31 protein-coding genes are annotated in these 26,375 nt (G+C 67.6%); 12 read left to right on the top strand and 19 right to left on the bottom strand.

Features of this window, described 5'->3' with window-relative positions; translation table 11 throughout:
- Positions 1–113 precede the first annotated feature (113 nt).
- A complete protein-coding gene (thiL, locus tag ASE90_RS14545; RefSeq protein WP_056002377.1) occupies positions 114–989 on the bottom strand; it encodes a thiamine-phosphate kinase in 876 nt (291 codons plus the stop codon).
- Positions 986–2,017, bottom strand: coding sequence for a DUF2332 domain-containing protein (locus tag ASE90_RS14540; protein ID WP_056002127.1), 1,032 nt, complete (start codon positions 2,015–2,017; stop codon positions 986–988). The genes thiL and ASE90_RS14540 overlap by 4 nt, the downstream gene beginning before the upstream one ends.
- Before the next feature lie 50 nt (positions 2,018–2,067).
- Here ASE90_RS14540 and hisG point away from each other — a divergent pair, with 50 nt between their 5' ends.
- From hisG to nusB, 3 genes are all read left to right on the top strand, one after another.
- Positions 2,068–2,718: an ATP phosphoribosyltransferase gene (gene hisG / locus ASE90_RS14535; RefSeq protein ID WP_056002124.1), complete on the top strand. Its 651-nt coding sequence runs from the start codon at positions 2,068–2,070 to the stop codon at positions 2,716–2,718.
- The gene (gene hisD, locus ASE90_RS14530; protein WP_056002121.1) at positions 2,715–3,998 is read left to right on the top strand and encodes a histidinol dehydrogenase; all 1,284 of its coding nucleotides are present in this window, start codon (positions 2,715–2,717) and stop codon (positions 3,996–3,998) included. The genes hisG and hisD overlap by 4 nt, the downstream gene beginning before the upstream one ends.
- Before the next feature lie 273 nt (positions 3,999–4,271).
- Positions 4,272–4,739 (top strand): transcription antitermination factor NusB, encoded by a 468-nt coding sequence (gene nusB / locus ASE90_RS14525; RefSeq protein WP_056002116.1) that lies wholly within the window; start codon positions 4,272–4,274, stop codon positions 4,737–4,739.
- A gap of 378 nt (positions 4,740–5,117) precedes the next feature.
- On the opposite strand, the gene ASE90_RS14520 is transcribed toward nusB, so the two are convergent.
- From ASE90_RS14520 to ASE90_RS14505, 4 genes are read right to left on the bottom strand one after another with little or no spacing between them, the layout of a single operon-like run.
- Positions 5,118–5,996 carry an alpha/beta fold hydrolase gene (locus ASE90_RS14520; RefSeq protein WP_056002113.1) on the bottom strand — a complete coding sequence of 293 codons (879 nt, stop codon included), beginning with the start codon at positions 5,994–5,996 and terminating at the stop codon, positions 5,118–5,120.
- Complete coding sequence (locus tag ASE90_RS14515) at positions 5,993–6,895, bottom strand: pirin family protein (RefSeq protein ID WP_056002110.1); 903 nt, start codon at positions 6,893–6,895, stop codon at positions 5,993–5,995. Before ASE90_RS14515 ends, ASE90_RS14520 begins: the two co-directional genes overlap by 4 nt.
- Positions 6,895–7,599: a glutathione S-transferase gene (locus ASE90_RS14510; RefSeq protein ID WP_056002107.1), complete on the bottom strand. Its 705-nt coding sequence runs from the start codon at positions 7,597–7,599 to the stop codon at positions 6,895–6,897. The genes ASE90_RS14515 and ASE90_RS14510 overlap by 1 nt, the downstream gene beginning before the upstream one ends.
- The gene (locus tag ASE90_RS14505) at positions 7,596–7,886 is read right to left on the bottom strand and encodes a BolA family protein (protein ID WP_056002105.1); all 291 of its coding nucleotides are present in this window, start codon (positions 7,884–7,886) and stop codon (positions 7,596–7,598) included. Before ASE90_RS14505 ends, ASE90_RS14510 begins: the two co-directional genes overlap by 4 nt.
- Positions 7,887–7,922: 36 nt before the next feature.
- Here ASE90_RS14505 and ASE90_RS14500 point away from each other — a divergent pair, with 36 nt between their 5' ends.
- Positions 7,923–8,537, top strand: a complete 615-nt coding sequence (locus ASE90_RS14500) for a J domain-containing protein (protein WP_056002102.1) — start codon at positions 7,923–7,925, stop codon at positions 8,535–8,537.
- Positions 8,538–8,714: 177 nt separating this feature from the next.
- Here ASE90_RS14500 and ASE90_RS14495 read toward each other — a convergent pair whose 3' ends face one another.
- Genes ASE90_RS14495 through ASE90_RS14465 form a run of 6 tightly spaced genes read right to left on the bottom strand, consistent with a single transcriptional unit; the run spans position 8,715 to position 12,246 of the window.
- Positions 8,715–9,170, bottom strand: coding sequence for an SRPBCC domain-containing protein (locus ASE90_RS14495; RefSeq protein ID WP_056002099.1), 456 nt, complete (start codon positions 9,168–9,170; stop codon positions 8,715–8,717).
- The gene (locus ASE90_RS14490) at positions 9,167–9,652 is read right to left on the bottom strand and encodes a VOC family protein (RefSeq protein ID WP_056002095.1); all 486 of its coding nucleotides are present in this window, start codon (positions 9,650–9,652) and stop codon (positions 9,167–9,169) included. Before ASE90_RS14490 ends, ASE90_RS14495 begins: the two co-directional genes overlap by 4 nt.
- Positions 9,649–10,416, bottom strand: a complete 768-nt coding sequence (locus tag ASE90_RS14485) for a VOC family protein (RefSeq protein ID WP_056002092.1) — start codon at positions 10,414–10,416, stop codon at positions 9,649–9,651. Before ASE90_RS14485 ends, ASE90_RS14490 begins: the two co-directional genes overlap by 4 nt.
- Positions 10,413–11,138 (bottom strand): DUF1428 domain-containing protein, encoded by a 726-nt coding sequence (locus tag ASE90_RS20935; RefSeq protein WP_082449829.1) that lies wholly within the window; start codon positions 11,136–11,138, stop codon positions 10,413–10,415. Before ASE90_RS20935 ends, ASE90_RS14485 begins: the two co-directional genes overlap by 4 nt.
- On the bottom strand, positions 11,135–11,824 hold the full coding sequence (locus tag ASE90_RS14470; protein ID WP_056002089.1) for a glutathione S-transferase family protein: 690 nt from the start codon (positions 11,822–11,824) through the stop codon (positions 11,135–11,137). The genes ASE90_RS20935 and ASE90_RS14470 overlap by 4 nt, the downstream gene beginning before the upstream one ends.
- The gene (locus ASE90_RS14465) at positions 11,821–12,246 is read right to left on the bottom strand and encodes a VOC family protein (RefSeq protein WP_056002086.1); all 426 of its coding nucleotides are present in this window, start codon (positions 12,244–12,246) and stop codon (positions 11,821–11,823) included. Before ASE90_RS14465 ends, ASE90_RS14470 begins: the two co-directional genes overlap by 4 nt.
- Before the next feature lie 69 nt (positions 12,247–12,315).
- On the opposite strand from ASE90_RS14465, the gene ASE90_RS14460 reads away from it, so the two are divergent.
- From ASE90_RS14460 to ASE90_RS14445, 4 genes are all read left to right on the top strand, one after another.
- Entirely contained in the window at positions 12,316–12,990 is a 675-nt protein-coding gene (locus ASE90_RS14460; protein WP_056002083.1) for a winged helix-turn-helix transcriptional regulator, read from the top strand.
- Between the two features lie 67 nt (positions 12,991–13,057).
- Positions 13,058–14,056 (top strand): cobaltochelatase subunit CobS, encoded by a 999-nt coding sequence (gene cobS, locus ASE90_RS14455; RefSeq protein ID WP_056002080.1) that lies wholly within the window; start codon positions 13,058–13,060, stop codon positions 14,054–14,056.
- A 192-nt stretch (positions 14,057–14,248) separates the two neighbouring features.
- Positions 14,249–14,632: an acyl-CoA thioesterase gene (locus ASE90_RS14450; protein WP_056002077.1), complete on the top strand. Its 384-nt coding sequence runs from the start codon at positions 14,249–14,251 to the stop codon at positions 14,630–14,632.
- Positions 14,633–14,756: 124 nt separating this feature from the next.
- Entirely contained in the window at positions 14,757–15,050 is a 294-nt protein-coding gene (locus tag ASE90_RS14445) for a hypothetical protein (protein WP_056002074.1), read from the top strand.
- A gap of 249 nt (positions 15,051–15,299) precedes the next feature.
- On the opposite strand, the gene ASE90_RS14440 is transcribed toward ASE90_RS14445, so the two are convergent.
- Entirely contained in the window at positions 15,300–17,135 is a 1,836-nt protein-coding gene (locus ASE90_RS14440; protein ID WP_056002071.1) for a hypothetical protein, read from the bottom strand.
- Between the two features lie 94 nt (positions 17,136–17,229).
- Here ASE90_RS14440 and ASE90_RS14435 point away from each other — a divergent pair, with 94 nt between their 5' ends.
- Together ASE90_RS14435 and ASE90_RS14430 are read left to right on the top strand one after the other, a co-directional pair.
- Positions 17,230–17,661: a GtrA family protein gene (locus ASE90_RS14435; RefSeq protein WP_235531833.1), complete on the top strand. Its 432-nt coding sequence runs from the start codon at positions 17,230–17,232 to the stop codon at positions 17,659–17,661.
- Between the two features lies 1 nt (position 17,662).
- Entirely contained in the window at positions 17,663–18,385 is a 723-nt protein-coding gene (locus ASE90_RS14430) for a class I SAM-dependent methyltransferase (RefSeq protein ID WP_056002068.1), read from the top strand.
- Between the two features lie 86 nt (positions 18,386–18,471).
- On the opposite strand, the gene ASE90_RS20025 is transcribed toward ASE90_RS14430, so the two are convergent.
- From ASE90_RS20025 to ASE90_RS14415, 3 genes are all read right to left on the bottom strand, one after another.
- Complete coding sequence (locus ASE90_RS20025; protein WP_156361594.1) at positions 18,472–18,945, bottom strand: hypothetical protein; 474 nt, start codon at positions 18,943–18,945, stop codon at positions 18,472–18,474.
- 172 nt (positions 18,946–19,117) lie between these two features.
- A complete protein-coding gene (locus ASE90_RS14420) occupies positions 19,118–20,335 on the bottom strand; it encodes an ABC transporter permease (protein WP_056002061.1) in 1,218 nt (405 codons plus the stop codon).
- Positions 20,332–21,252, bottom strand: coding sequence for an ABC transporter ATP-binding protein (locus ASE90_RS14415; protein WP_056002059.1), 921 nt, complete (start codon positions 21,250–21,252; stop codon positions 20,332–20,334). The genes ASE90_RS14420 and ASE90_RS14415 overlap by 4 nt, the downstream gene beginning before the upstream one ends.
- 60 nt (positions 21,253–21,312) lie before the next feature.
- Here ASE90_RS14415 and queG point away from each other — a divergent pair, with 60 nt between their 5' ends.
- Positions 21,313–22,371 carry a tRNA epoxyqueuosine(34) reductase QueG gene (gene queG, locus ASE90_RS14410; protein ID WP_056002056.1) on the top strand — a complete coding sequence of 353 codons (1,059 nt, stop codon included), beginning with the start codon at positions 21,313–21,315 and terminating at the stop codon, positions 22,369–22,371.
- A gap of 143 nt (positions 22,372–22,514) precedes the next feature.
- Here the strand turns inward: queG and ASE90_RS14405 are convergent, their stop codons facing one another.
- The 3 genes from ASE90_RS14405 to ASE90_RS14395 all read right to left on the bottom strand — a co-directional run bounded on the left by ASE90_RS14405 (position 22,515) and on the right by ASE90_RS14395 (position 25,052).
- Entirely contained in the window at positions 22,515–23,942 is a 1,428-nt protein-coding gene (locus ASE90_RS14405; protein WP_082449826.1) for a GGDEF domain-containing protein, read from the bottom strand.
- Between the two features lie 43 nt (positions 23,943–23,985).
- Positions 23,986–24,648 (bottom strand): peptidoglycan-binding protein, encoded by a 663-nt coding sequence (locus ASE90_RS14400; RefSeq protein WP_056002050.1) that lies wholly within the window; start codon positions 24,646–24,648, stop codon positions 23,986–23,988.
- A 62-nt stretch (positions 24,649–24,710) separates the two neighbouring features.
- Complete coding sequence (locus ASE90_RS14395; protein ID WP_156361593.1) at positions 24,711–25,052, bottom strand: hypothetical protein; 342 nt, start codon at positions 25,050–25,052, stop codon at positions 24,711–24,713.
- A gap of 95 nt (positions 25,053–25,147) precedes the next feature.
- Between ASE90_RS14395 and ASE90_RS14390 the strand changes: the two genes are divergently transcribed.
- Positions 25,148–26,164 carry a glycosyltransferase family 2 protein gene (locus ASE90_RS14390; protein WP_056002043.1) on the top strand — a complete coding sequence of 339 codons (1,017 nt, stop codon included), beginning with the start codon at positions 25,148–25,150 and terminating at the stop codon, positions 26,162–26,164.
- Positions 26,165–26,375: the final 211 nt, after the last annotated feature.

Here is a 26,375-nt window from a genome sequence, read left to right as displayed (position 1 = left end):
CCGTGCCGGGGAGGGGGACCGTCGCGCAGCGGGGGGCTTCCACAGGTGGATCGTTCGGGGACACCCCCCTCCACCAGCCTTCGGCTGGTCCCCCTCCCCGTGCCGGGGAGGATTTAGTGTTGGTAGCCTAGTCGATTGGGGAGAGGGACGGGGTGGCCTGCATCTACCAGTGACAGGCCTGTGCCGACGGCGAATGTCCCGATCCGGGTCGCTGCTACCGGCGGCGTGGTATTGCAGGCGAAAAGCAGTTCGTAATCGTCGCCCGCCGTCGCTGCCGTCAGCGCGTCATGGCCGAACGCCCGCAAGTCGGGCGACAGCGGCACTGCCGCCAGATCGATCGTCACTGCCAGTCCGCTTGCCGCCGCCATGCGCGTCGCGTCGATCAGCAGGCCGTCGGACACGTCCATCATCGCGTGGACGAGTGGTGCCAGCGCCCGTCCTTCGGCAAGGCGCGGGGTCGGGCGGCGGTAGCGGTTCAGCAGCGCGGCCGGCCCCGCCGCGCCTTGCGCGATGGCGAGGCCCGCGCCGGCATCGCCGATCGTGCCGGTTACCCAGAGCGCATCGCCCGCCTTCGCGCCGTCGCGACGCGGGGCGCGGGCGCTACGGCCGAGCGCGGTCAGCGACAGGAAGCGGGGGCTGTCGGCGGGCAGCGTCACCGTGTCGCCGCCGAGCAGGGGGCAGTCGAAGGCGCGGAGCACGTCGTCGAGGCCGGCTAGGAACGCGCGGTCCCATGCATCGTCGCCGATCGGAACCCCCAGCATAACCCCCACCGGCACCGCACCTTTGGCGGCAAGGTCCGACAGGTTGGTTGCGACCAGTTTCCACGCGATATCGGCGGGGGGATCGCTGGCAAGGAAATGGACGCCCGCGACGATCATGTCCTTGGTCAGGACGAGGTCGCCGAGGTGCGCGGCGTCGTCGGTCAGGCCGTGTGCGCCGGGGTGGAGCGGCAGGGTGCGCAGCGCGGCGAGGAAGTCGGCCTCGGTCACGTCGCAGCGATCCACGCTCCATGGGCGTGGGCGGTGGCGAGCATCTGCGGTTCGCCATGGCCGGGCCAGCTCTGCACGATCAGCTCCTGCCGTTGCAGGACGCGATCGGGCTCCATCCGGACCCAGGCGAGCGGGCGGTCGGTGGTGGCGGCATCGGCGGCTTCCGCCATCATGCGGTGTATCGCGGCACGACGGTCGTCGCCGAGATATTGCCAGACGACCGAGTGCATCAGCACGCGGGTGACGCCGGTCGCCTGCGGTTCGGCGAGGCGATCGCGCAGCCAGCCGACGGCATCGCCCGCGACCAGATCGACCGGGTCCGCGCGCAGCATCGCGGTCGCCGCCCCCAGCCGTTCCTGCCGTTCGGGCTGGTCGGCCCAGATATAGCCCGACAGGCGGGTCGCGACCGCGGGGTCGGTGGCGTCGAGCGGCTGGATATCGACGCCGCGCACCCGTTCGATCCGGATCGGCACCTCCGGGGGCGGGGTGCCGCGCCAATCGGGGACGATCGCGACCGGGGCGTCGGCGCGGCCGACCGGCACCCCGCCCAGATCGAAGCGGTAACGATCGATCAGCAGGTTGAGGCCGGCGCTCGACCCGATTTCGAGAATGTCGAGGACGGGACCGTGCCGCCGCGCGACTGCCAGCAGCCCAACCATCAGCACGCCCGAGCGCATCGGCTCGTTGGTCTGCGGCGGGCCGTCGAGCCATGGCAGCAGCATCGCGTCATGGTCGTCCAGCGCCCGGTGCAGGATCGCCTGCGGCTCGCCGGCACCGGCGAACAGCGCGGTCAGATCGCGATCGATGCCGCTCCGGGCCAGCGCATGCAGCCCCCCGACCAGCCGCAGCGGCAGCGCGTCGGGGATCGGATCGCCCGGCCAGTCGAGCACGCGCCGCCCGGTCCGGCCGTCGCGAGCCAGCGCGGTGGCGAGCGCGTCGCAGACGCGGGCGGTGATCGGTGCCGCCATCGCGGCGCAGAACGCCGCCTGCTGGCGGAAGGCGAGGCGATTCGTCGGTTCATCGGCCATGGAGCGCGTGTTGCGCCCGCCGTGCGCCCCAAGTAAAGCGCCAGTCGCCCATGACCGACCCCATCATCATCGCCGTGCCCAAAGGGCGTATCCTCGAAGAAGCCATGCCGCTGCTCGCGCGCGCCGGCATCGTGCCCGAAGCGGCGTTCCGCGATCCCGACAGCCGCGCGTTGCGCTTCCGCACCGACCGCGCCGATATCGACCTGATCCGGGTGCGTGCGTTCGACGTCGCGACGTTCGTCGCCCATGGCGCGGCGCAGCTGGGCATCGTCGGGTCTGACGTGCTGGCCGAGTTCGACTATTCGGAGCTGTACGCACCGGTCGACCTGAAGATCGGGCATTGTCGCATCTCGGTCGCCGAACCGGCACGCCTTGCGGCGACCGACGATCCGCGCGGGTGGAGCCATGTGCGCATCGCCACCAAATATCCGCACACCACCCAGCGCCACTTCGCGGCGCGGGGCGTTCAGGCCGAGTGCGTGAAGCTGAACGGCGCGATGGAGCTGGCCCCGGTGCTGGGCCTCGCCCCGCGCATCGTCGATCTGGTGTCGTCGGGACGGACGCTGAAGGAGAATGGATTGGTCGAGGTCGAAACCATCGCCGAGGTGACGTCGCGGCTGGTCGTTAATCGCGCGGCGTTCAAGACGCGTGGGGCCGTCGTGCCGCTGGTCGATGCGTTCCGCCGGGCGGTGGCGGCATGATCCGGCTGGATACGAGCGCGGCAGGGTTCGCCGCCGACTTCACGGCGCTGGTCGATGCCCGGCGCGAGGCGGACAGCGACGTGGCGCGCGACGTGACCGCGATCCTGCGCGCGGTGCGCGACGACGGCGATGCGGCGGTGCGGGCATTTACCGAGAAGTTCGATGGCCATGATCCGGATGCGACCGGCTGGCGTATCGAGCGAGCGACGTGCGATGCGGCGATGGGGGGCCTCGACCCCGACCTGCGCGCGGCGCTGGAACTCGCGCATGACCGAATCGTCGCCTACCACGCCAAGCAGCGGCCCGAGGATCGCGACGAGGTCGATGCCGATGGCGTGCGGCTGGGCGCGCGGTGGAGCGCGGTGGCGGCGGCGGGGGTCTATGTCCCCGGCGGCCGCGCGGCCTATCCGTCGTCGGTGCTGATGAACGTGGTCCCGGCCAAGGTCGCCGGGGTCGAGCGGATCGTGATGGTGACGCCGACGCCCAAGGGCGAGGTCAATCCGCTGGTGCTGGCCGCCGCCGCGCTGGCCGGGGTCGACGAAGTGTGGCGGATCGGCGGGGCGCAGGCCGTCGCCGCGCTCGCCTATGGCACCGACCGGATCGCGGCGGTCGATGTCGTGACCGGGCCGGGCAATGCGTGGGTCGCCGAGGCGAAGCGCCAGCTATACGGCGTGGTCGGCATCGACATGGTCGCCGGCCCGTCCGAAATCGTGGTCGTCGCCGACGGGCAGAACGACCCCGAATGGATCGCCGCCGACTTGCTGAGCCAGGCCGAGCATGATCCGACCAGCCAGTCGATCCTGTTCACCGACGATGCCGGCTTTGCCGACCGGGTGGCCAAGGCGGTCGACGGCCAGATCGCCGACCTCGCGACCGGACAGGTGGCGCGGGCGAGCTGGGATGCGAACGGCGCGATCGTGATCGTGCCGACGCTGGCCGATGCGATCCCGTTGGTCGATCGGCTCGCGCCCGAGCATCTGGAGTTGGCGGTCGGCGATCCCGAACCGCTGTTCCGGGCGGTGCGCCATGCCGGATCGGTGTTCCTCGGGCGGTACACGCCGGAGGCGGTCGGCGATTATGTCGCCGGGCCGAACCACGTGCTGCCGACCGGACGGCGGGCGCGGTTCGCATCGGGGCTGTCGGTGCTGGACTATATGAAGCGGACGAGCTTTCTGGGGCTGGACGCGGCGGCGCTGGCGAAGATCGGGCCGGCGGCGGTGACGCTTGCCGGGGCCGAAGGGCTGCCGGCGCACGCGAAGTCGGTGGCGATCCGGTTGTAAAGAGACGCGTTTGACGACCCGTCACCCCGGATCAAGTCCGGGGTGACGAACGGTGTGGTCGCGTCGATCGATGCATCGTACCGGGGCTCCGAAACGGCGGAAATCCGCCAAAGGTCACAAAAGTCACACTCGCCACGCATTCGTGCGGCGGTCGGACCATGGGCGGTGGACAGGCGGACGGTTCAAAGAGCGCGGCGACGCTGGCACCATCGGGGGCTGTAGGAAAGCGCCCCCTCGACTTGGGCGGCCGACAGCGGCTATGGGGCGGCGCTTATGACCAGCAAGAATTCCCGCCCGCGCGGTGCCCGTCAGGCACGCGCCGCCGCCCGGTTGGCCGCCGTTCAGGCGCTGTACCAGCATGAGATGGAAGCGACGCCGATCCCGGCGCTGCTCCACGAATTCCACCAGCACCGGTTGGGCGCGACGATCGAAGGCGTCGAATATGCCGAGGCGGACGTCCAGTTCTTCGACGACGTGGTCAAGGGCGTCGATGCCCGCCGCGAAGAGATCGACGCGATGATCGCATCGAAGCTGTCGACCGGGTGGACGCTCGACCGGCTGGACAAGCCGATGCGGCAAATCCTGCGCGCGGGCACGTACGAATTGCTGGCGCGGCCGGACGTGCCGGTGGCGGCGGTCATCAGCGAGTATCTGGACGTGGCCGATGCGTTTTACGACCGGCGCGAAAAGGGGTTCGTGAATGGCTTGCTCGATTCGGTGGCGAAGGTGGTTCGGGGGTAGGCTCTCGCGTTCCCTCGACCCTTCCGCCCTCGTTTGCTTCGAGCTTGTCGGGAACCGTAGTCGAGCAGGGGTGCCCCAAGCAGGCGGGTTCTCGACAGACGCTTCTCGACTTCGCTCGAAGCTGCTCGAACTGAACGGGGTGGGTGTGGGAAAGTTTGGCTTTCCTCGCCTTGCTTCCCAGACCGTTCGTCCTGAGTAGCCGCTGAGCTTGTCGAAGCGGCGTATCGAAGGGCCGCTGACCAAGTGCTTCGATACGGGCCTTCGACTTCGCTCAGTCCCTACTCAGCACGAACGGTGGGGGTTGCCGACGCCGAGCGTTTCCGGGTGGCCGGCGTCGCCCCCGTCAGCACGAACGGTTGGGGGCAGTTCTGGTGATCGTTAGCGCAACCACCCCCTGATCGCCCGGTTCACCGCCTCCGGTGCCTCCCATGGCACGAAATGGCCGGCATCGACCTTCACCACCGTCAGGTCGGGCACGACCGCCTCCAGCCCCTCGACCTGCACCGACAACAGCGCCTTGTCGCGCAGGCCCCACACGACCAGCGTCGGCTGCGTGACCGGGGGGAAGGGGGCGTCGATCCAGGCCGGACGCTCGGGCGTTTCGCCGGGTGCCGGCACGACGATCGCCGAGGCGCGGTACCAGTTGAGCATCGCGGTCATCGCACCGGGTTGCGACCATTCATCGAGATACGCGGCCTTGTCCTGCCCGGCGATGGCGCGGGTGACCAGTTTGGCGAAACCGGTCGCGAAGAAATGTTCGAGCCCCGCGCCGATCAGCCCGCGATCGATCGCCGTGTCGCGGAATTTGGTGATGTACCGGCTGGCGGCGCGCTGGTCGGGATCGTCGAACAGCGAGCGTTGGAAGATCAGCGGATGCGGCGCATTGAGGATGATGAGGCGTTCGATCCGGTCGGGATGGCGCAGCGCCGCCATCCACGCGATCGCGCCGCCCCAGTCATGGCCGACCAGCGTGAACCGGCCGACGCCCAGCGCGTCGGCAAGTGCGATCAGGTCGGCGACGATGCGGTCGGGGGAATAGTCCGCGACCGCCGCCGGCTTGTCGGAACGGACATAGCCGCGCTGATCGGGGGCGATGACGTGATGGTCGCGCGCGAATTCGGCGAACTGGTGCCGCCACGTCCGGTGCGATTCGGGGAAGCCGTGGAGGAAGATCATCGCCGGTGCGCCCGCATCGCCCGCCACCGCGACGTCGAGCGACACGCCGGTCGACAGCGCGATGCGACGCGTCGCGGTCACGGATAACTGACCGTTTTGGGGATTTCGGGGATCGGGATGAATTCTTCGGCATCGTCGGGGACTTTGGGGAAGTTGCCCGCTTTCCAGTCGGCCTTTGCCTGATCGATGCGGTCGCGGCGCGAGGACACGAAGTTCCACCAGACATGGCGCGGGGTCGTGAACGCCTCGCCACCGCACAGCATCACCCGCGCGCCGGACGACGATCGCAGCGTCGCGGCGATGCCGGGGCGCAGCACGTAGAGCGTCATCGGTTCGAGCGCGACACCGTCCAATGCCGCGTCGCCATGGGTCAGATACAGCGCGCGTTCGTCGGCACCGGCATCGATCGGGATCGCGCCGTTCGATTCGAGGAGGATGTCGGCATAGATGGTCGCGGCGTACTGGGTAGTCGGGGCCGACACGCCCCACAGGTCGCCCATCACGACGCGGGCGGTCGCGCCGCCGCCGCTGACGATCGGCAGGCGATCGGCCTCGACATGCTCGAACGCCGGATCCATCTCCTCGCGGTCCTCGGGCATCGCCAGCCATGTCTGGATGCCCGACAACAGCGGGCCACCGGCGCGTTCGTCGTCCGGCGAGCGTTCGGAATGGACGATGCCGTGGCCGGCGGTCATCAGATTCACCGCGCCGGGTTCGATCCGGGCAAAGGTGCCGAGCGAGTCGCGATGGTCGATCGCGCCGCCGAACAGATAGGTGACCGTCGACAGGTTGATATGCGGGTGCGGGCGCACGTCGATGCCCTGACCGGGGTCGAGTTCGGCAGGGCCCATCTGATCGAAGAAGATGAACGGGCCGACCATCGTCCGCGTCTTCGTCGGCAGAGTGCGATGCACCTTGAACCCGCCAAGATCGTGGGTAATCGGCAAGATCGTCTGCAGAAAGAAGCGGTCGTTTTCCATCAGTCGGCGTCCAGTTCGGGATAGTGGCGGAAAATGCCGTCTTCATTGAAGGGGATACGCCGGTCGCTGGCAAGATAGTCGGCGATGCCGGGCAGGGTGGCGACGGCGTTGCGGATCGCGATCAGCCGGGGCAGGCCGGGTTCGAGCACCTTCATCCGGTTGGGGAAGGCGTAGCGCAACCCGTCGACCAGCTGGAACAGCGACGTGTCGACATAGGTCCAGCGGTGGTCGATCGCCCAAGGATTGTCGTTTTCGCGCAGCAGGTCTTCGAAATAGGTCAGGAACTTGGGCAGGCGTTCGGACAGGAACCGGCGGGCGGCGCGCGATGCCTCCGCCTGCTGGTCCTCGTAATAGTCGCCGGTCCCCACCGGATGATGGACGGCGTGGATTTCGGTCACGAGGTCGGCGATGGTCAGCTGCCACTGATTGGCCCATTGCCGGTCGCGGATGCTCGACAGGCTCAAGCCATGGCGTTCGCCCAGATATTGCAGGATGTTGGCGACCTGCGCGATGACGAAATTGTCGAGCGAGAGATAGGGCGGGGCGAAGGGCGGGCGCGGGTGCCGTTCCAGCATGTGCAGCATCGCCTCCACGCCGTCCTCGCGCGCGCGATCGCGATAGGCGATGCCGGCCCCCTCCAGCGCGAGGCGGACGAATTCGCCGCGGCCCTGTATCGTCGGCCAGTACCAGAGGTCGTAACTCAATCGCCGTCTCCCGGAGCGCGGGCGCGAATCGCCAGCGCATGGATGCGGGTGGCCAGCAGGTCGGCAAGCGCCCGGTTGACCATCCGCTGCCGCCCAACGCGCGACTGGCCGACAAAGCCCGCCGCGACGATGTCGACCGAAAAATGGCTCTCGCCGGTGCCATCGTCGCCCATATGGCCGGCATGGTGGTGGCTGTCGTTGGTCACGACCAGCTGGGTCGGGGACAGGGCGTCGTGGAGCCGCCGGGCGATCAGATCGGCGAGCGGCAAGGTGGTGGTGTCGGTCATCGCGCCTATATAGCCCCTTTTGCCAAAGGGAGTCGCGTGGCGCGCGAGAAGATCAGCAAGGATCGCCCCAATGCCCGGTTCCACGGGCGGGTCGAGGCGAATGGCCGGCCGTGCGAGGTGCCCGGATGCACCGACGCGGGCGAATTCCGCGCGCCGCCGGTCGAGGGTGCACCGCAGGGCGGTGAGCGGCCGAACGCCTATCGCTGGTTCTGCCTCGAGCATATCCGCGCGTTCAATGCCGGGTATAACTATTTTGCGGGGATGACCGCCGAGGAGATCAACGACGCGCAGCGCCCCTATGCCGGTTGGGACCGCGAGACGCGCGCCTTTGCGCGGGCCGGCGTCGATCCGGGGCCGGCATGGGCCGATTTCGCCGATCCGCTCGACGCGATCGGCGCGAAGTTCCGCGACGCGCGGGTGAACCGGGCCGAGCGCAGGGACGGGCGGTCGCTCAGCCCCGCCGACCGGTCGGCGCTGAAGGTCATGGGGCTGGACATCGATGTCGACCGGACCGGCCTGCGCCAGCGTTATTCGGAACTGGTGCGGCGCTATCACCCCGATCGCAACGGCGGTGACCGGCAGCATGAGGCGGCGTTGCAGAAGGTGATCGCGGCGTATCAGCAGTTGAAGGGGGCGGCGGCGTTTGCGTGAGCGAGGGCCGCTTCCTCAACGCCTATTACCGTTTGCTTCGAGCGTAGGTTCGAGCCTGTCGAGAACCGTAGTCGAGACGGCGTTGCCTTGGGCTGGCGGTTCTCGACGGACGCTTCTCGACTTCGCTCGAAGCTGCTCGAACTGAACGGTGGAGAATCGGCAGAAGTACAGAGATTTTCACGCGAAATTGACCGCGACTGCCTCCAATTGCTGCGCGACCATGGCCCAGCCGCCTTCGAAGCCCATTTCGGCGTGCATCTTCGCGGTTTCCTCGTCCCAGTGGCGGGCGGCGGCGCGGTAGAGGGTCGCGTCGCCATCGGCCTCGAAGGTGAAGAGGCCGACGAACGCCAGCCGCTGCGGCTGCGGTATCCAGCCGGGGGCGAAGGCGTTGGTGAAGGCGACGCGTTCGTACGGGACCGCCTCTAGGATGACGCCTTCGCCCATCATTTCCTCACCCGCCGGCCCGCGCATCGTCGTTGCGAACCGGCCGCCGGGGATGAGGTCGAGGGCGATCAGGTCGGTGGTCCAGGGGCGCGGGGCCCACCATTTGGGGAGATGTTCGGTCCAAGCCTGCCACACCGCGTCGACGGGGGCGGCGATGCGGCGTTCGATCGCCAGTTCGTGTTCGGTCATCGGTTCTCTCCGCTGCGAGCGGCATCGATAGCGGCAATGTCGATCTTCTGCATCGTCATCATCGCCTGCATGACGCGCCCGGCCGCTGCCCGATCGGAATCCGCCATCCCGGCCATCAGCGCGCGCGGCGTGATCTGCCACGACAGGCCGAACCGGTCCTTGCACCAGCCACAGTCGCGCGCCTGTCCCCCATCGGCGACGATCGCGTCCCAGTAGCGGTCGGTCTCCGCCTGATCGTCGGTCAGCACCTGAAACGAGATCGCATCGGAAAAGGGCGTCGGCGGGCCGTGGTTGAGCGCGAAACAGGGCTGGCCGAGCAGGGTGAATTCGACGACCAGCGCGTCCCCCGCCTTGCCGCCGGGAAAGTCGGCGGCGGCCGCGTGGATGCGCCCGACCGCGCTGTCGGGGAAGGTCACGGCGTAGAAGCGTGCGGCTTCCTCCGCCCGGCCGTTGACCACGAGGCACAGTTGCAGTTTGCTCATCGCCGCGGACCGACCAGACCGAAGCGGGCACCCTGCGGATCGGTGGCGACGATCGAATAGCTGCCGCCGGGGATCTGGTCGGGCCCTTGCAGGATGGTGCCGCCGCCGGCCGTGATGCGGTCGGCCGCATGGTCGATATCGGCGACATGGGTCGAATATTGCCAGCCGGGCTGTCCGCCCGGCACCATGCCCATCGCCGCACCGATCGCGACGTCGCCGCACAGCAGGAATTTGTAGTCGCCGAACGACCCCATCGGCATCGACCCTTCCTGTCGCCAGCCGAACCGGTCGACATAGAAGGCGATGGCGCGGTCGAGGTCGGGCGCCATCAACTGGTTCCAGACGAAATGCCCCGGCGTCGCCTGATCGGCGGCCTGGAAGACGGTGCTGGTCGCGTCGCTTGCGCTGCGCATCAGATAGAGCGCGGCGTTTTGCGGGTCGGTGAGCATCGCGATGCGGCCGACGCCGGGGATGGTAGTCGGGGCCATGTGCTGCGTACCGCCGGCCGCGATGAAATCGGCAGCGGCGGCATCGACATCGTCGACAGCGACATAGCCGAGCCAGACCGGTGCCGGCATCTCCGGCGGCATCGCCATCAGCCCGCCGATCATCGCGCCGTCGGGGGCGACGAACAGGCGGTAATCCATGCCGGGCATCCCCGAATCCTGCACCTGCCAGCCCACGATGTCGGCATAGAAGGTGGCCGCCGCGTCGATGTCGCTGGTCAGCAATTCATACCAGATGAAGTCACCCTGCCGGTTCATGCGCCTGCTCCCATGCGTTGGTCGAAAACGGGTAAGAAGCCGCCATATATCATGCGCCGGCCATCGAACGGCATTTCGCGATCGACCATGCGCGGGTCGGCCATCACCGCCTGCCAACCGCGATTGCGGGCGTCCTTCGACGGCCATTCGATCCATGAATAGCAGGCGACTTCGCCATCCTGCAGGTCGACGGCACGGGCATAGTCGGTGTGCTTGCCGGCGGGCACGTCGTCGCCCCAGCCCTCCACCACGCGCAGCGCGCCGTGATCGCGGAACACCTGTGCCGATTCGGCGGCGAACGCGATATAGGCGTCACGCTGCGTCGCGGAGACCGGGGTCAGGCAGCCATCGACATAGCCGGGCGCGCCGCCGTCGCCGCTGACCATGACGCCATCGAAGCCGCCATAGATCATGCGCTTGCCGTCGAACGGCATGTCGAGCGCCTCCATCCGCGGATCGGCCATCATCGCCGCGCCGGCCGCATCGCGGGTCGCGCGGTCGGGATATTCGATCCAGCTGAACAGCACGTCTTCGTCTTCGGTCAGCGCGACCGATCGTGCGAAGTCGGTATGCTTGCCAGCGGGCACATCGTCGCCCCAGCATTCGATCAACCGCACCGCGCCGAGATCGGCGAAGATCGCCGCCGCCGCCGCGACATGCTGTTCGTAGGCGGCGCGAATGGCGCGCGGCACCGGGGTCACGAACCCGTCGATATAGGTCATGCGCAGTCTCCCTTGGCGGCCCATTCGGCATAGCCGGCAGGCGGTTCGCCGGTGAAGCCGGCCAGTTGCGCGGCAAGCGCGCGGTGAAAGGCGGGGCGGGCGGTGCCCCGTTCGACATAGGCGACCAGCGTCGGATGGGCGGCGAGCAGGTCGCTGCCATCCATGATCCGCAGCACCGCGACCATCATCAGGTCGCCGATGCCGAAGTCGCCATCATACCATTCGCGTGTTCCCAGCCGCGCCGCGACCTCGCCGAACCGCTCGGCGATGCGCGCCTCGACCGCGGGCAGGCGCGGTTTCGACCAGGGTTCGTCCCGTTCGAACAAGGTGGCGATGGCATGGTCCATGATCGGGGGTTCGACCGTGTTGAGCGCGGCGAACAGCCATTCGATCGCCCGCGCCTTCGCGGTCGGATCGTTCGGCAGCAGCACGCCATGCCGTTCGGCAATGTGCAGCACGATCGCGCCCGATTCGAACAGGGTCAGATCGCCGTCCTGATAGGTCGGTACCTGTCCAAAGGGTTGCCGGGCACGGTGATCGGGGCGCTTCTGCGCACCCTGTGACAGATAATCGACGTCGTAAAGCTGGCCCGCCTCTTCCAATATCCAGCGGACGCGGAGGTCGCGGACCTGCCCCTGCGCGAAATCGGGCACCCAGTCGAAGGCGGTGATGACCGGCCGGGTCACGCCGCACCATCGGCATGGACCGCCTCGGCGGCGGCCATGTCCATGGTGAACGGACCCCAGCCATGGCCGTCGAGATCCTCGAACGCGCGGCTGTACATGAAGCCTTCGTCCTCGGGATCATGCAGTTCGCGTGCCCCCGCCGTCAGCGCGGCTTCGGTGATCGCATCGACGGCGGCGCGATCGTCGAACGACAATGCCAGCAGCACGCCGCTTTCGGTCTTCGCGTCGATGATCCGCTTGGGGGTGAAGGTCGCGTAGAAGTCGCGGTCGAGCAGCATGACGTGGATGGTTTCCGACCACGTCATGCCCGATCCGCGATCGTTCGAGAAACGGTCGTCCTTCACGAACCCGATCGCTTCGTAAAAACGGGTCGCCGCAGGCACATCGGCCACTGCGAGGTTCACGAAAATCATCTTCGGCATGGCACCCTCTCCCCGGACCAGCGAATCACTGTTTGTCTTGGGTGCGCCCGTGGGTTAGAAATTGCAACGATGGAGTTAGAAAAAGTAACCAAGACCGACAAGCGACGCTACGACGATGCCTGTGGTGCGGCGCTGGGCATGGAATATGTCGGTGAGCGATGGGCGCTATTGCTGATGCGCGAATTGTTGCTGGGGCCGCGCCGTTTCGGCGAGTTGCGCACCGGGTTGCCGGGGATCAGCGCCAATGTGCTGACGCAGCGGCTGGCGGGGCTGGAGGCGGCGGGGATCGTCCATCGCCACCGGCTGCCGCCGCCTGCCAACGTGCAGGTATATGAACTGACGCGCTGGGGGTATGAGAGTGAGCCGGTGGTGCTGGCGCTGGCGAAATGGGCGCTGCGGTCGCCGACGCACGACCCGACGCTGCCGTTCTCGGCGGTATCGCTGTTGCTGTCGCTGAAAATGCTGCTGGTGGCGGAGCGGGCGGGGGATTGGCGGGCGACGGTCGCGTTCCGGTTCGGCGAGGATGCCTATGTTGCTACCCTGGCCGATGGCGCGCTGCACGTCCGGCGCGGCGCGGCGACGGCGGCGGTGAATGCGACGCTGTCGGGCGCGCCGTCCGCGTTCCTGCCGGTCGTCTATGGCGGACGACCGCTGGCGGCGGCGGACGCAATCGTGGTCGAGGGGAACCGGGCGATTGCCGAACGGTTCACGACCCTGTTCCGCCTGCCGCCAAAGGTTGAGTAGGCGACCCCGATCGTCCTAAAGGACGCCGCGACGCTCCCGCCGGTGCGCCGACCCGCGAAAGGCCCGCATGACCACTACCGATACCCAGCCCGAAGCCGCAACGACGATCCTGAGCGCCCCCGACCGGATGGTGAAGGCGCGCGACCTGTTCGGCATCGACAGCGATCTGGAAGTACCCGCCTTTTCGGTGGCCGACGAACGCGTGCCCGATGCCGATCCCGCCTATGTGTTCGATCCCGACACGACGCTGGCGATTCTCGCAGGCTTTGCGCACAACCGGCGGGTGATGGTGCAGGGCTATCACGGCACCGGCAAGTCGACGCATATCGAACAGGTCGCGGCGCGGCTGAACTGGCCGTGCATCCGCATCAACCTCGACGCGCATATCAGTCGCATCGACCTGATCGGGCGCGACGCGATCGTGCTGAAGGACGGGCAGCAGATCACCGAATTCCGCGAAGGGTTGCTGCCATGGGCGCTCCAGACGCCGACCGCGCTGGTGTTCGACGAATATGACGCCGGTCGCCCCGATGTGATGTTCGTGATCCAGCGCGTGCTGGAGACCGAGGGCAAGCTGACGCTGCTCGACCAGAACCGCGTGATCCGGCCCAACCCGTATTTCCGCCTGTTCGCGACCGCGAATACCGTGGGGCTGGGCGATACGTCGGGGCTGTATCACGGTACGCAGCAGATCAATCAGGGGCAGATGGACCGGTGGAACATCGTCGTCACCCTGAACTACCTGCCCGCCGCCACCGAAGCGCGGATCGTGCTCGCCAAGTCGGGCGAATATGACAAGGTCGGCGGCAAGGACGCGGTCGAAAAGATGGTGCGCGTCGCCGACATGACCCGGCGCGGATTCGTCAATGGCGATATCTCGACCGTCATGAGTCCGCGTACCGTGATTACATGGGCACAGAACGCGCTGATCTTCGGCGATGTCGGTTTCGCGTTCCGGTTGTCGTTCCTGAACAAATGCGACGAGGCGGAGCGGGCGCTGGTCGCCGAATATTATCAGCGGGTGTTCGGCAAGGATCTGCCGGAGAGCGTGGTGGCGAAGGCGTAACCTCGTCGTAGCGCGGTGCGTGAGACGTCTGCGAGCGTCTCACGCACCAACCGGGTACGCTGGCGGGGACTTTTGCAGCGGCCCGGCCGGCGCGGGAGCGTTTTTGGGAACCGTGGCCGAATGGTCCATGCCGTCACTCGGTCCGGCGTGAGTCTCATTGACTCGCATGTCAGCAGGGGCCACCGTTTTTCCATGGCACATCAGCATCCGCTTGCCGTCGCGCCGGGCGACATCGATCATATGGGACACGTCAACAACGCGGTGTACCTGTCCTGGGTGCAGGACGCGGTCGTCGCCTATTGGGAACGGGTCGCGCCGGCCGAAGCGGTGGCGAAGCATCTGTGGGTCGCGCTGCGCCACGAGATCACCTATCGCCGGCCCGCCTTCCTCGACGACACGATCGTCGCGACGGTGATGGCGGAGCGGGTCGAGGGGGTTCGCGCCTATTTCTCGACGCTGATCAAGCGCGGCGAGGAGGTACTGGTCGAGGTGCAGAGCACGTGGTGCTCGCTCGACGCCGCGACGAAACGCCCGGCGCGCCTGGCGCGCGACGTGGTGAACCGGTTCCTGCCCTAATTCCGATTTCGTTTTCTGCAATTGCGGTAAGAACCTGTGCAGTTGCGATATCGCGCTGCAACATGCACATCTCTGGCAACGAAACGACGCACGAGCGTCCATCCCAACCAGCCGGAGAAACATCATGCGCAGCTTTGCCGCCGCCGCCGCCTTTCGTGTCGCCCTCGTCGCAGCGGGCATGCTGATCCCGACGCTCGCCTCGGCGAACGAGATCGAGCGTGACGGCTACAAGTTCGACTATACCCGCAGCGTTGCCGACAATGGCGCGACGGTTCTGTCGGGTACCGTCCTGACCAGCGGCGAGCCGTTCCGCCTCGAAGTGCGCGACCGCAACGTGTCGGGCGAAGTCGGTGGCCGTCCGGTCCGCTTCCGCATCGCCAAGCCGCTGTCGCCGGCGCAGCAGGTCGCTGCCCGCTAAGCGATCCGGCCTCCACGGTCCGCGACGCCCGTCCCCGGCAAGGGGGCGGGCGTTTTGCGTTTCGGGATCGTGGGCAGCAACGGCGACTCAACGCAATCGTCCCCGACCTTCGCCGGATTTGCGACGGCGGCATTTCTCGTGTCCCCTGGTTAGAGGTGCGGGCCATCGTCTTGCTTGGCACGTAGCCACCGCCTGTGCGGGCGCACCGTAAGGTTTCGTATTGATGCCGACCTTCGCGCTTCGGCGAGCCTACCGCGCCATCCCGCTATAATCGATCCGCCACAGCCGGAGCGGCGACCCCTTGGGCAGGGCGACCGGGATCAGCCAGCCGGGCACCTTGTTATGGGCGAGCAGATCGTAGAAGCCGCCCGGCGACCGCGCGCGATAGACGGTGGTTTCGGCCATGTTGGGGCAGGTGAGCAGATAGGTCGCGCCATGGCGGCGGGCGATGGTGCGGAAATTGTCCGGGTCGCCCTGAAACGCGTGGTGTACGTCGAGGATCGCATCGCCGTTGCGGTGATAGGGGCCGGTGATGCCGTCATGATGGGTCGCGACGATCAGGCGCGGCCCCAGATCGACATGGGTGAACATCACCGCGGGGGGCAGGCGGTTCAGCGCCTGCAACGCGGGCAGGCTGCCGCAACGGGCACCGGCGCGCAGTATCTGTTTCGTGCGGGCGTCCTGCGGCTTGATGCGGACATGGCTGGTCAGGCCGCTGTCGGGCAGCATCGACAGCAGCTTGCTGACCTGATCGACGAACAGGTTGCCGAGCAGGAGCAGCGAGATCACCGCCGCCGTGCCGAGCACCCGCACCGCCGCGTGCTCGCGCGACAGCAGCCACGGCACGACCACCCATGCGAGCGCCACCGTTCCGGGAATCGCCAGCAACTGTGCGGCCGGCCCCGAGCGGATCTGCCAGAACAGCATCGCCACCGCGAAGGTCGTGAACAGCGTCACGACCGCCCAGCCGACGAAATCGGCCGAGCGCCGCGCGCGCCATGTGGCGAAGATCGCACCGAGCAGGCCGATGATCGGTCCGGTCACGATCAGCAGGATGGTGCGGCCGGGCATGGTGTAGAGCGGTTTCGCCTCACGGACATTGTTCAGCCACGTGCGCGCCAGTTCCTCCGACACGCCTTCGGGACGCGCGAGGCACTGCGGGAACAGCGTCGCGAACGCACCGGCGAGCGCGCCGCCCGCGATCAGCGTCAGGATCAGGCGCAGCGGCCACGTCTTCGGTCCGATCCGGGCGATCAGCACCAGCAGCGCGCCGCCCGCGACCACCGCCGACAGCCAGACCGGTGTCAGCGCGTCGCAGCGCATCGCGTAATTGGCGTTGGAGGCAAAAGCGACGAAACCGATCGCGCTCGCGCCGGCCAGCGTCGCGCCGTAGACGGTCAGCCGCCGCGCCTCCGCCCGGTCCCACACCCAGCGCAAGGCGACGATCGCGCCGGCCATCGCGCAATAGGGCAGGAGTTCGAGACCGATGGTCAGCGACGCGGCCGAGGACAGGCCGACGACCATGCCGCCGCGGCCCTGTTTGCGATCGGCGATGCCGGCGACGGTCCACGCGAGACAGGCAAGCTGCCAGCCATGATGGTCGATGCGTTCGGGCATGAACATCAGCAGCGTCGACGAACAGCCGAGCAGGAACAGCACCGCCAGCGGCCATGCGACCGGCGCGACCAGCCGCCGCACCGTCACCGACAGGGCGATCAGCGCGACCCCCATCGGCAGCAGCGGCGCGATGCCGACCGCCAGCTTTTCGGCCCAGACCGGCCCGGCAATGGGTTTGAACAACAGGATCAGCCCGGCGATCGGCAGGTCGACCAGCCGCGACCAGTGGATATCGAGACCGTTCGGCGGGTTCAGCCGGTATTGGCGCAGATCGTACCAGCCTTGCCCGCCCATCCATGCGCGGACCTGCATCAGCCGCATATTGTCGTCGGTATCGGACAGCGCCAGCCAGTGGACCGCGTTCCACCGTTGCCACAGGAACCATGCCGCCATCACCACCCAGGCAAGCAGCAGCCAGCGCAGCCAGTGCCGGTCGAGGAAATGGCCCGTGGATGGAAGCCTGGTCAAAACTACTTTCCCCCGCGCCCGCCGCGATCTACGGCGGCAGTCCAGCCATGGTGGCAACAGCGGCGCTGTATCGGATGGCGCGCAAAGGACAAGGGTGGGCACGCGGGTGATCGCGCGGATCGAACGACTGATACCGGACGGGGTGCTGGGCCAATTGATCCGGTTCGGCATCGTCGGCGGGCTGTCGACGGTGATCTATGCGATCGTGTATCTGCCGCTCGTCTCTTACATTCTGCCGACCGGCTATGCGTTCGTGGCAGTCGTACCCGCGTTCGTTGTTGCCGCCGCCTTTGGCTGGATCGCGCATGGCCGATGGAGCTTCCGCGACCATGGCACACGGTCGGGCGGTGCCGAACAGCCGATGAAGTTCCTGGCGGTGCAGGGGTTCGGCATGGTGCTGAACGGCCTGTTCACGTTCGGGCTGGTCGATCTGGCGGGCATGGCGCACTGGGTGCCGTTGGTTCCGGCGGTGCTGGTCACGCCCTTCGCTACCTTCGCGCTCAATCGTTCATGGGTATTCGGATAAGATGGACCGCATCGTTTACGACCGCATGGCGGCGCACGACTCGACGCATTGGTGGTATCGCGCGCGGCGCGAGATCCTGGCCGACTATGTCGAACGCTATGCCGGGCTGCGGCCGGGCGCGCGCATCCTCGAAATCGGGTGCGGCACGGGGCATAACCTGCCGATGCTGGCCGGGTTCGGCACGGTCGACGCGATCGAGATCGACCCGGCGGCCCGCGCAATCGCCAGCGAGCGGCTGGGCAAGCCGGTCGGCACCGCACCGCTGCCGACGCTTGCCGGGGTCAGCGCGCAATACGACATGATCGCAGTGCTCGACGTGGTCGAGCATATCGAGGACGATGTCGCGACATTTCGCGGCATGGCCGATCGGCTGGCACCCGGCGGCAAGATTCTGGTCACGGTGCCCGCGCATCAATGGATGTGGAGCGCGCACGACGTGGTGAACCACCACCACCGCCGCTATTCCAAGCGCACGCTGGCCAAGGCGATCGCCGACGCGGGCCTGAAGCATGAAGGCCTGCGCTATTTCAACTCGCTGCTGTTTCCGGCTGCCGTCGCCGCGCGGGTCGCGGGCAAGATTCGCGGCAAGGACGACAGCGACGATTCGCCGCCGCCCAAGGTTCTGAACACCGCGTTCGAGGCGATCTTCCGGCTAGAGCGGCATCTGCTGGGGCGCGTGCCCATGCCGCCGGGGCTGTCGATCGTGACACTGGTGACGAAGTAGCTGGCTGCCGCTGAGGCAAAATCAGAGTTTTGCATCAGCGCAACTGCCTAAAGCGGTCGGGTTTTTTTACGCTCAATAGCGCTCGCTTATCCGCCCGACGCGTCGTCGAGCGCCACAACCGCCTGCTTCAGAATACTGCCCGCCCATCGGTCGTCGTCAGCTTCACGTCGCAGCCATTCATAATCCTGCGCGAGCATCCGGCGTGTGGCGTTTGGCGCGTAGGTCGCAAGATCGCGCCAAACCACGAGGGCGATGACGGTCAGGTCTCCGGAGTAGAGGTCGCACTCGGCTAGCGGATGCCGTTTGACGAAGATCGTCACCGGGCGGGCCAGCCATCGCAATCCCAAGCGTTGGCCAACCAGCATACGACATTGAGCACAAGTAAGATCGGCTGCCGGTTGAAGCCACGCATCAGCTACCCGGCGCTCTAATCCGGAGGAGAAAACACCTACGCTTGTCTTTGCTGTGTCGCCTGTCAGTTCGCAGAGGGATGCAGATGGCAACGTCTGATCGGGGATGAAGCCGAGTAGCCGAGCAGCGCCATTGCGGGTATTGATCATGAGGCAGATATGACGTGTTCGGGCCGGCACGGCCACGGCCGCTTCTTACCAATTTTCCAAGTTAGCGACGCAAAACACAGGTAATGCATCACCTCAGAATGCGGACGTTCCGGATACCCGCTGAATGCGTCAATCCGATACATGAATGCTGGCGGGCGTCACCGGCCGTCCACTACCCCCGCTTGAACCATCGGAACTTCGGCCCTGCCGATTGCAGCACGCCGCGCCGGAACAGTCGCGCGCCGATCACGATCGTGATCGCCACCCACAGCAATTGCCACGCCAGCGCGGCGATGTGCGGCCACCATTCGCCGCTGGTCGCGGCGCGGGCGGCCATGGCGAAGGGGCTGCTGAACGGGAAGACTTCGGCGGCGAGCGCGATCCAGCTGCCCGGCCGACTGATCGCGGCGAATGCGAAGCCGAACATCGCCATCTGAAAGATCGTGATCGGCAGCGTCAGCATCTGGATTTCGCGCGGGGTCGATGCCTGCGCGCCGACGGTCAGGAACACCGAGCCGAGCAGCATATAGGCCATGGCGAAATACAGGATGTAGAGCAGCAGGAAGCCCGGAAAACCGATGGCGGGGGCGATGTCGGTCAAGCCGGCGACCAGCTGGGGGGGCAGCAACCTGCCGATATTGGCGCCGACGGCGGCCCAGAAGGCGAGGAACAGCACCGCCACGCCGAACATGCCGAGCAGCTTGCCGAGGAACACCGATTCGAGCGGGACGGCGGCGGCCAGCACCTCGATCACCTTGTTCGATCGCTCCTCTGCCATGGTGCCGACCGCCTGTCCGGCCAGCATCAGCGTGACGACGAACAGGGTCACGACCGCGAAGAATCCGGCGGCTTTCTTGCCGCCGAGCGACGTGCTGTCGCGCTCGATCCGGGTGAATACCGGCGTCGACAGACGCGCATCGCCGAGGTTGGCGCGTCGATCGCGCACCGCCTGTTCGGCCAGCCCCGCCAGATAGGGGGCGGTCGTCGAAACCAGGCTGGCATGGATCAGCTGCGGCCGGTCGAGCGGGCCGTACAATACGGCCGGCACGTCGACATCGGGATCGGACAGCAGCGCGCGGGCCTGAACCGCCGGGTTGGCGTCCGGCGCGACGATCGCCAGCGCAGGCGGGCCGCTCTCGCGCGGGATGCCGGGGCGGATCAGCGCGTCGGCGGCGCGCAGTCGCCGGGCGTCGGCAGGCGTGGCGATGGCGTAGATGCGAACCTTGTCCTCCGCGCTCTTGCCCACCGTTGCCGCGCCGATGCCGCCGATCGCGCCGAAACTGCCGAACAGCAGCGGGGCGAGCAGGAAGACGAGGAACATCGGCGTCATCACCGTGGCGATAAAGTCGCGGCGGGCGATGGTCAGCGTCTGACGGATCAGCCGGCTCATGCGGCCCGCTCCGCATCGGCTTCGCCGACGATCCGGACGAAGGCGTCGTGCAGCCCCGGTCGTTCGATCGACAGCCCCGCTATGCCATAGCCCGCGTCGATCAGCCGCACCAATATCCCCTCGATCCCGTCAGCCGGCAGGGTGAAGCGCCACCCGCCGCGTTCTTCGTGCGCATCGTCCGGCAACAGCGCGGCGATGCCGGGCGCGGGGTGATGGGGCACATAATGCGCCTTCATCGGCAACATCGCGCGGGCATCGTCGACCGTCCCTTCGAACCGGCGCTTGCCGCCGGCGATGATGCACAGCCGGTCGCACAGCCGTTCGGCGTGCGCCATGACGTGGGTCGAGAACAGGATCGTCGCCCCCCGGTCGCGCTCAGCCCGGATCAGCGCCTCCAGCCGTTCCTGATTGACCGGATCGAGCCCGGAAAAGGGTTCGTCGAGGACGAGGAATTCGGGTTGGTGGACGACCGATCCCAGCAGCTGCACGAATTGCGCCATGCCTTTGGACAGCTTGCGGATCTTGCTGTCGATCGCGTGACCGAGGCCCGCCTGTTCGAGCATCACCGCAGCGCGCTTGCGCCCGACCGACCAGTCGAGCCCGCGCAACGCGCCCATGAACGCGATCGCCTCGCGCGCTTTCATGCCGGGATACAGGCCGCGTTCCTCGGGCAGATAGCCGACCTGATCGGAGGCATCGCGCGGTGCGGCCCGACCCAGCAGGGTGCGATGTCCTTCATCGGGTTCGATGATGCCGAGCAGCATCCGCAGCGTCGTCGTCTTGCCCGCGCCATTGGGGCCGAGCACGCCGTACACCGCGCCGTAGGGCACATGCAGATCGATGCCGTCGACGACCCGCCGGTCGCCGAAGCGTTTGACCAGTCCGTCCGCGCTCAGCGCCCAATTTCCGTCCGGCAAACGAGATCCCCCCTGAACGTCGCCCTTTAGCGCGCGTCGGATAGAGGGTAGCGGGGGGAGGTGACCGGAGACAAGGGCCAGCCGAGCGATATCGTCGCGCGTATTCGTGCCAAAGCGGCCGAATGCGGTTTCGTCGCGTGCGGCATCGCCCGTGCCGATGCCGCGCCGCGCACCGCCGAGCGCCTGCGCCAATGGCTGGACGAGGGGCGGCACGGGTCGATGATCTGGATGGAGGAACGCGCCGAACAGCGCGGATCGCCCGACGCACTGTGGAGCGAGGTGCGGTCGGTGATCGCGCTGGGTATGAGCTATGCCCCCGCCGTCAATCCGCTGGCGCTGGCCGAGGTCGGGGATCGGGGGCGCATCTCGGTCTATGCGCAGGGCAGCGATTATCATGACGTGGTCAAGAAGGCGCTGAAGACGCTCGGCCGCTGGCTGGCGCAGGAATCGGGCTGCGATCTGAAGGTCTTCGTCGATACCGCGCCGGTGATGGAGAAACCGCTGTCCGAAGCGGCGGGGCTGGGGTGGCAGGGCAAGCACACCAATCTGGTCAGCCGCGACCATGGCAGCTGGCTGTTCCTCGGCGCGATCTATACCACGCTCGACCTGGCCCCCGATGTCGCGGCGCGCGACCGGTGCGGATCGTGCGACGCGTGTCAGCGGGCCTGCCCGACCGATGCGTTTCCCGCGCCGTACCGATTGGATGCGCGGCGCTGCATCTCGTATCTGACGATCGAACATGCCGGACCGATCCCGGTCGAGCTTCGCGCGGGCGTGGGCAACCGCATCTATGGCTGCGACGATTGTCTGGCGGTGTGCCCGTGGAACAAGTTCGCCGATGCCGCCGCCGCCAACCGCGCCTTTGCCGGACGGGCGGAGTTCGCCGCGCCCCGGCTGGCCGACCTGATCGCGCTGGACGATGCCGGGTTTCGCGAGGTGTTTCGCGGGTCGCCGATCAAGCGGATCGGGCGCAACCGGATGGTGCGCAACGCGCTGATCGCGGCGGGGAATAGCGGCGACCGCGCGCTGATCGAACCGGTGCGGGCGGCCTGTGCCGATGCCGATGCGGTGGTGCGCGATGCGGCGGAATGGGCGTTGGCGCGGCTCGACTCCGTTTGAAAATGCGTCGAGACGCATTTTGCGGTACCGGCCCGCTCCCCCACCCCACCACCCAAGTCAGTATAATTGCATGGGTGGTGGGGTGGGAGAGCGGGCCGGTGCCGCCCCGAAGCTAGCTCTCGCGCGAGCTTCCAAACAGATTCTTACGCCGCGTGCGCCAGATCGGGCCCGTCGAGCCATTCGACGCGGTTCCGCCCGCTGCGTTTCGCGCGGTACATCGCTTCGTCGAGACAGCGGAGCAACGGCGCCGCGTCGGTAGGCGTGCGGGTCAGGTAACAGGCACCGATGCTGGCAGTTGCGTGGATCGCGGTGCCGTGCCAGTCGACGCGCTGCGCCACGATCGCGGAACGCAGTCGTTCGGCGGCATCCTGCGCGGCGGCGCGATCGGTTGCGGACAGGAGGAGTGCGAATTCCTCCCCGCCCAGCCGCCCGCACAGATCGTTCACGCCGCAGGCATTGCGCAGGGTAGCGGCGGCAGCGCACAGCACCGCATCGCCCGCCGGATGGCCGTGACGGTCGTTGATGGCCTTGAAATGGTCGAGGTCGAGCCACAGCAGCGCAAGGCCGTGGCCCGGCAGCTGGTTCAGCCTTAGCCGTTGCTGTAATTGCTGTTCGAACGCGCGGCGGTTGAGCAGGCCGGTCAGCCCGTCGTGATCGGCGGCGTCGCGCAGCTGGCGCAGCAGCGCGTCCTGCACCGCCATCGCGCTGCTGATCGTCAGCGGCACGAGGACGAGGAAGGCGACCGCGATCCGCACCGACAGCACCAGCCGGGGGATCGCCATGTCCTGCCCGATCTCGACGATGCCGAGGCCGATGGTGATGAGGCAGCCGGTACCGAGCAGCATGGTCAGCACCGCGGTGATCGCGACCGGATAGGTGAGCGCACACAGCAGCAGCGCGGGCATCGGGAACATGATGCTGCCCGGCCCGTCGAATTGCACCGCCGCGACGCACGACAATGCCAGCGCGACCGCCGGCCAGATCGGGGGTTCGGCGATTCGCGGTGGCTGGGCATCGGGGTGGCGCAGCGTCAGCAGGACCGGCAGCACGACCAGATAATTGACCAGTTCGCTCGCCGGCCATGTCATCAGCGTCTGGCTGGCGGAGCCGCCGAATTCGACCACGACCAGCACCGCACCGATCAGCGCCGCGACGAAGCAGGCCGGGATCAGTCCGGCGAGGATGCGCAGCACCGAATGGACGCGCTCCAGTCGCAGGTCGGCGGGATCGAGCCGTCGCAGCGCCACCGTCGCCGCGAAGGTCCCGGCGGTATTGGCGAGCGCGAAGAACGCGGACAGGGCGATATTGCGGTCGAACAACAGGTCGGTGGCGACGAATCCCATGAAGGCTCCCGCCCAGCCCGACGGCCGGAACAGGCGCGGCATACGCAGCATCAACCCGACCAGGATCGCGTTGGCGGGCCAGAAGGCGACCGAAAAGGCGTGGCGGGTCAGCAGCCCGATCAGCGCCCCACCCGCGACCATGGCCGCGACCAGCAAAAAACAGCGCAGCGCCGTCGCGCCGGGTACGGCACGCGCCGACATCGGCAGGGGCAGGGCGGAGGACGACATGGCCGGGAACGCTACGTCGCAGAGATGAAGAATCGGTAACGCTTTACGTCAGCCCGCTCTCGCGCCGGACGCTCGCCAGTTCGGCATTGCGCCGGCCCTGCAGGTGCGCCCAGTCGCGAAACGTCCAGTCGCCGCCCCAGATCAGCCCCTCCGCCTTGCCCGCCGCGCCCAGCGCGCGGAAGAAGACATGGCATTCGGGTTCGGTCCAGTACCAGCGGTCGTCGACCAGATCGGCGGCCCATGCGGCGGGCAGGCCGTCGGGGGTCTGCGCATTGTGGAAACCGAAGCCGACCTGCGTCACCCCCTCGCGCAGCAACCGCCGCTGGACGGCGACCGATCGCCAGCCATAGACGATCGTCGGGCGCAGGCCGTCGCGCCGCAGCGTGTCGATGACGCGGACGATGTGGCCTCGGAAGCGGGGATGGAGGCTGGCAAGCTTGCGCTCCTGCGGCCAGTTGCGGCTGTCGCCGTCCCATGTCGCGCGCGCGCCGGTCAGGCGGGCGATGGTCCGCCCGCCGGGGTCGATCCGGCCATCGGCTTCCATGTCGAACCGGACCTGCGCGGTGCGGATCGCGGCGATCAGGCGCGGTCCGGCGAGGCCGTCGACCGCGCCGGGATCGATACCGATCCGCAGCAACAGCCACTGGACGGCGCGCACATCGTCCGCACGGTTGGTGCCGTCCTCGCCTACGCTCGCCTCGATCATCGCTTCCGCTCCGCCATTTGCGCGATCGGGCTGGCAAGCGAAGTCCTACATTGCAACCCAGCTCATTTCGGACGGGCGCGTGCCGCTGCCACCTCGCCGCGCAGCGCCAGCGTACGGTCGGCGAGCGCGGGCGCATTCATCGCGATCGGTCCGCCCTGTCGATACTGACGATTCAGCCGCTCGATGACCGCGCTCTGGATCATGAGCGCCCGGGCCTCGGCCCGGGTCAGGTCACCACGCCGCCGCCCGTCGCGGATCGACCGGTTGATATCGTCCAGATCGCTTGCGACCAACGACGTTGCCGGTGGCGGTACGTCGCGCACCGCGGAGCGCCCTCCGTCCCAGATTTGCGCCACGGCCGGCGGGGCGGCGGCGAGCAACAGCAACGACAGCAACACGCGCATCGGCATTCCTCCAGCGACGCCTGATCCTAACCGGGATCGGGCGACATCGCCATCCGGCTTTTCCAACCGCGTCGCATGGAGTAACGCAGCCGTCCATGATCCGTCCCGCGCTCTCCGTCGTCGTCCCCTGCTATAACGAGGCCGCCTGTCTCGACACGCTGCACGCCCGCATTTCGGCGGCGGCGCAAGCGGTTGTCGGCGACGATCACGAGATCGTCCTGGTCAATGACGGGTCGCGCGACCAAAGCTGGCCAGTGATGGAACGGCTGGCGGCGGCCGATCCGCGGCTGGTCGCGATCAACCTGTCGCGCAACCACGGACATCAGCTGGCGCTGACCGCCGGGCTCGACCTGTGCGCGGGCGAACGCATCCTCATCATCGATGCCGATCTGCAGGACCCGCCCGAATTGCTCGGGCCGATGCTGGAAACGATGGCGGCCGAGGGCGCAGACGTGGTCTATGCGGTGCGGCGCAAGCGCGAGGGCGAGACCTTCTTCAAGAAACTGACCGCCGCCGCCTTCTACCGCGTGCTCGACCGGGTGACCGATACGCCGATCCCGCTCGATACCGGCGATTTCCGGTTGATGACGCGGCGGGCGCTCGACGCGTTTCTGAGCCTGCCCGAACAGGCGCGCTTCATCCGCGGCATGGTGGCGTGGGTCGGGTTCCGGCAGGTGCCGTTCCCCTATGACCGCGACGAACGGCTGGCGGGCGAGAGCAAATATCCGCTGGGCAAGATGATCGGATTCGCGCTGGACGCGGTGACCGGCTTTTCGACCGCGCCGCTGCGCCTCGCCAGCCATTTGGGGCTGGTGCTGACCGCGCTGTCGCTGTTGCTGTTCGCCTATATCGCGATCGGCTGGCTGTCGGGCAGCGCGGTGCAGGGGTGGACGTCGACGATGCTGGTCGTCGTGTTCCTCGGCGCGGTGCAGATGTTCGTGCTGGGGATGATCGGCGAATATCTCGGGCGGCTATACGTCGAATCGAAGCGGCGGCCGCTCTATCTGGTCGCCGACGTCGCCGGACCGGTGAAGGGGCGGGCGAGCCTTGGCTATCGTTCGGGTGATCGGGGCGAGGTTACCGTGTCTCCGATCCTGCCGGATCAGCAGTAGAAGGCTGGTTCACGCGAAGGCGCGAAGGCGCGGAGTAGAAGAAGAGATTTGGTTCGCGCGAAGGCGCAAAGAGCGCAAAGGGGTCGCGCTTTGGGCCATCGCCCGCGAGCGGAAGACTCCCTCTCTCGTTGCAACAAGCGATGAAGCCGTTATAGCGGCCGACCTTCCCGGGTCCGCGACCCCTTGGCGTCCTTTGCGCCTTCGCGCGAAA

It is taken from the genome of Sphingomonas sp. Leaf67 (genome assembly GCF_001421965.1).
GTDB lineage: Bacteria > Pseudomonadota > Alphaproteobacteria > Sphingomonadales > Sphingomonadaceae > Sphingomonas.
The sequence above is the reverse complement of the archived record's forward strand: the minus strand, read 5'-3'. Positions and strand labels throughout refer to the sequence as shown.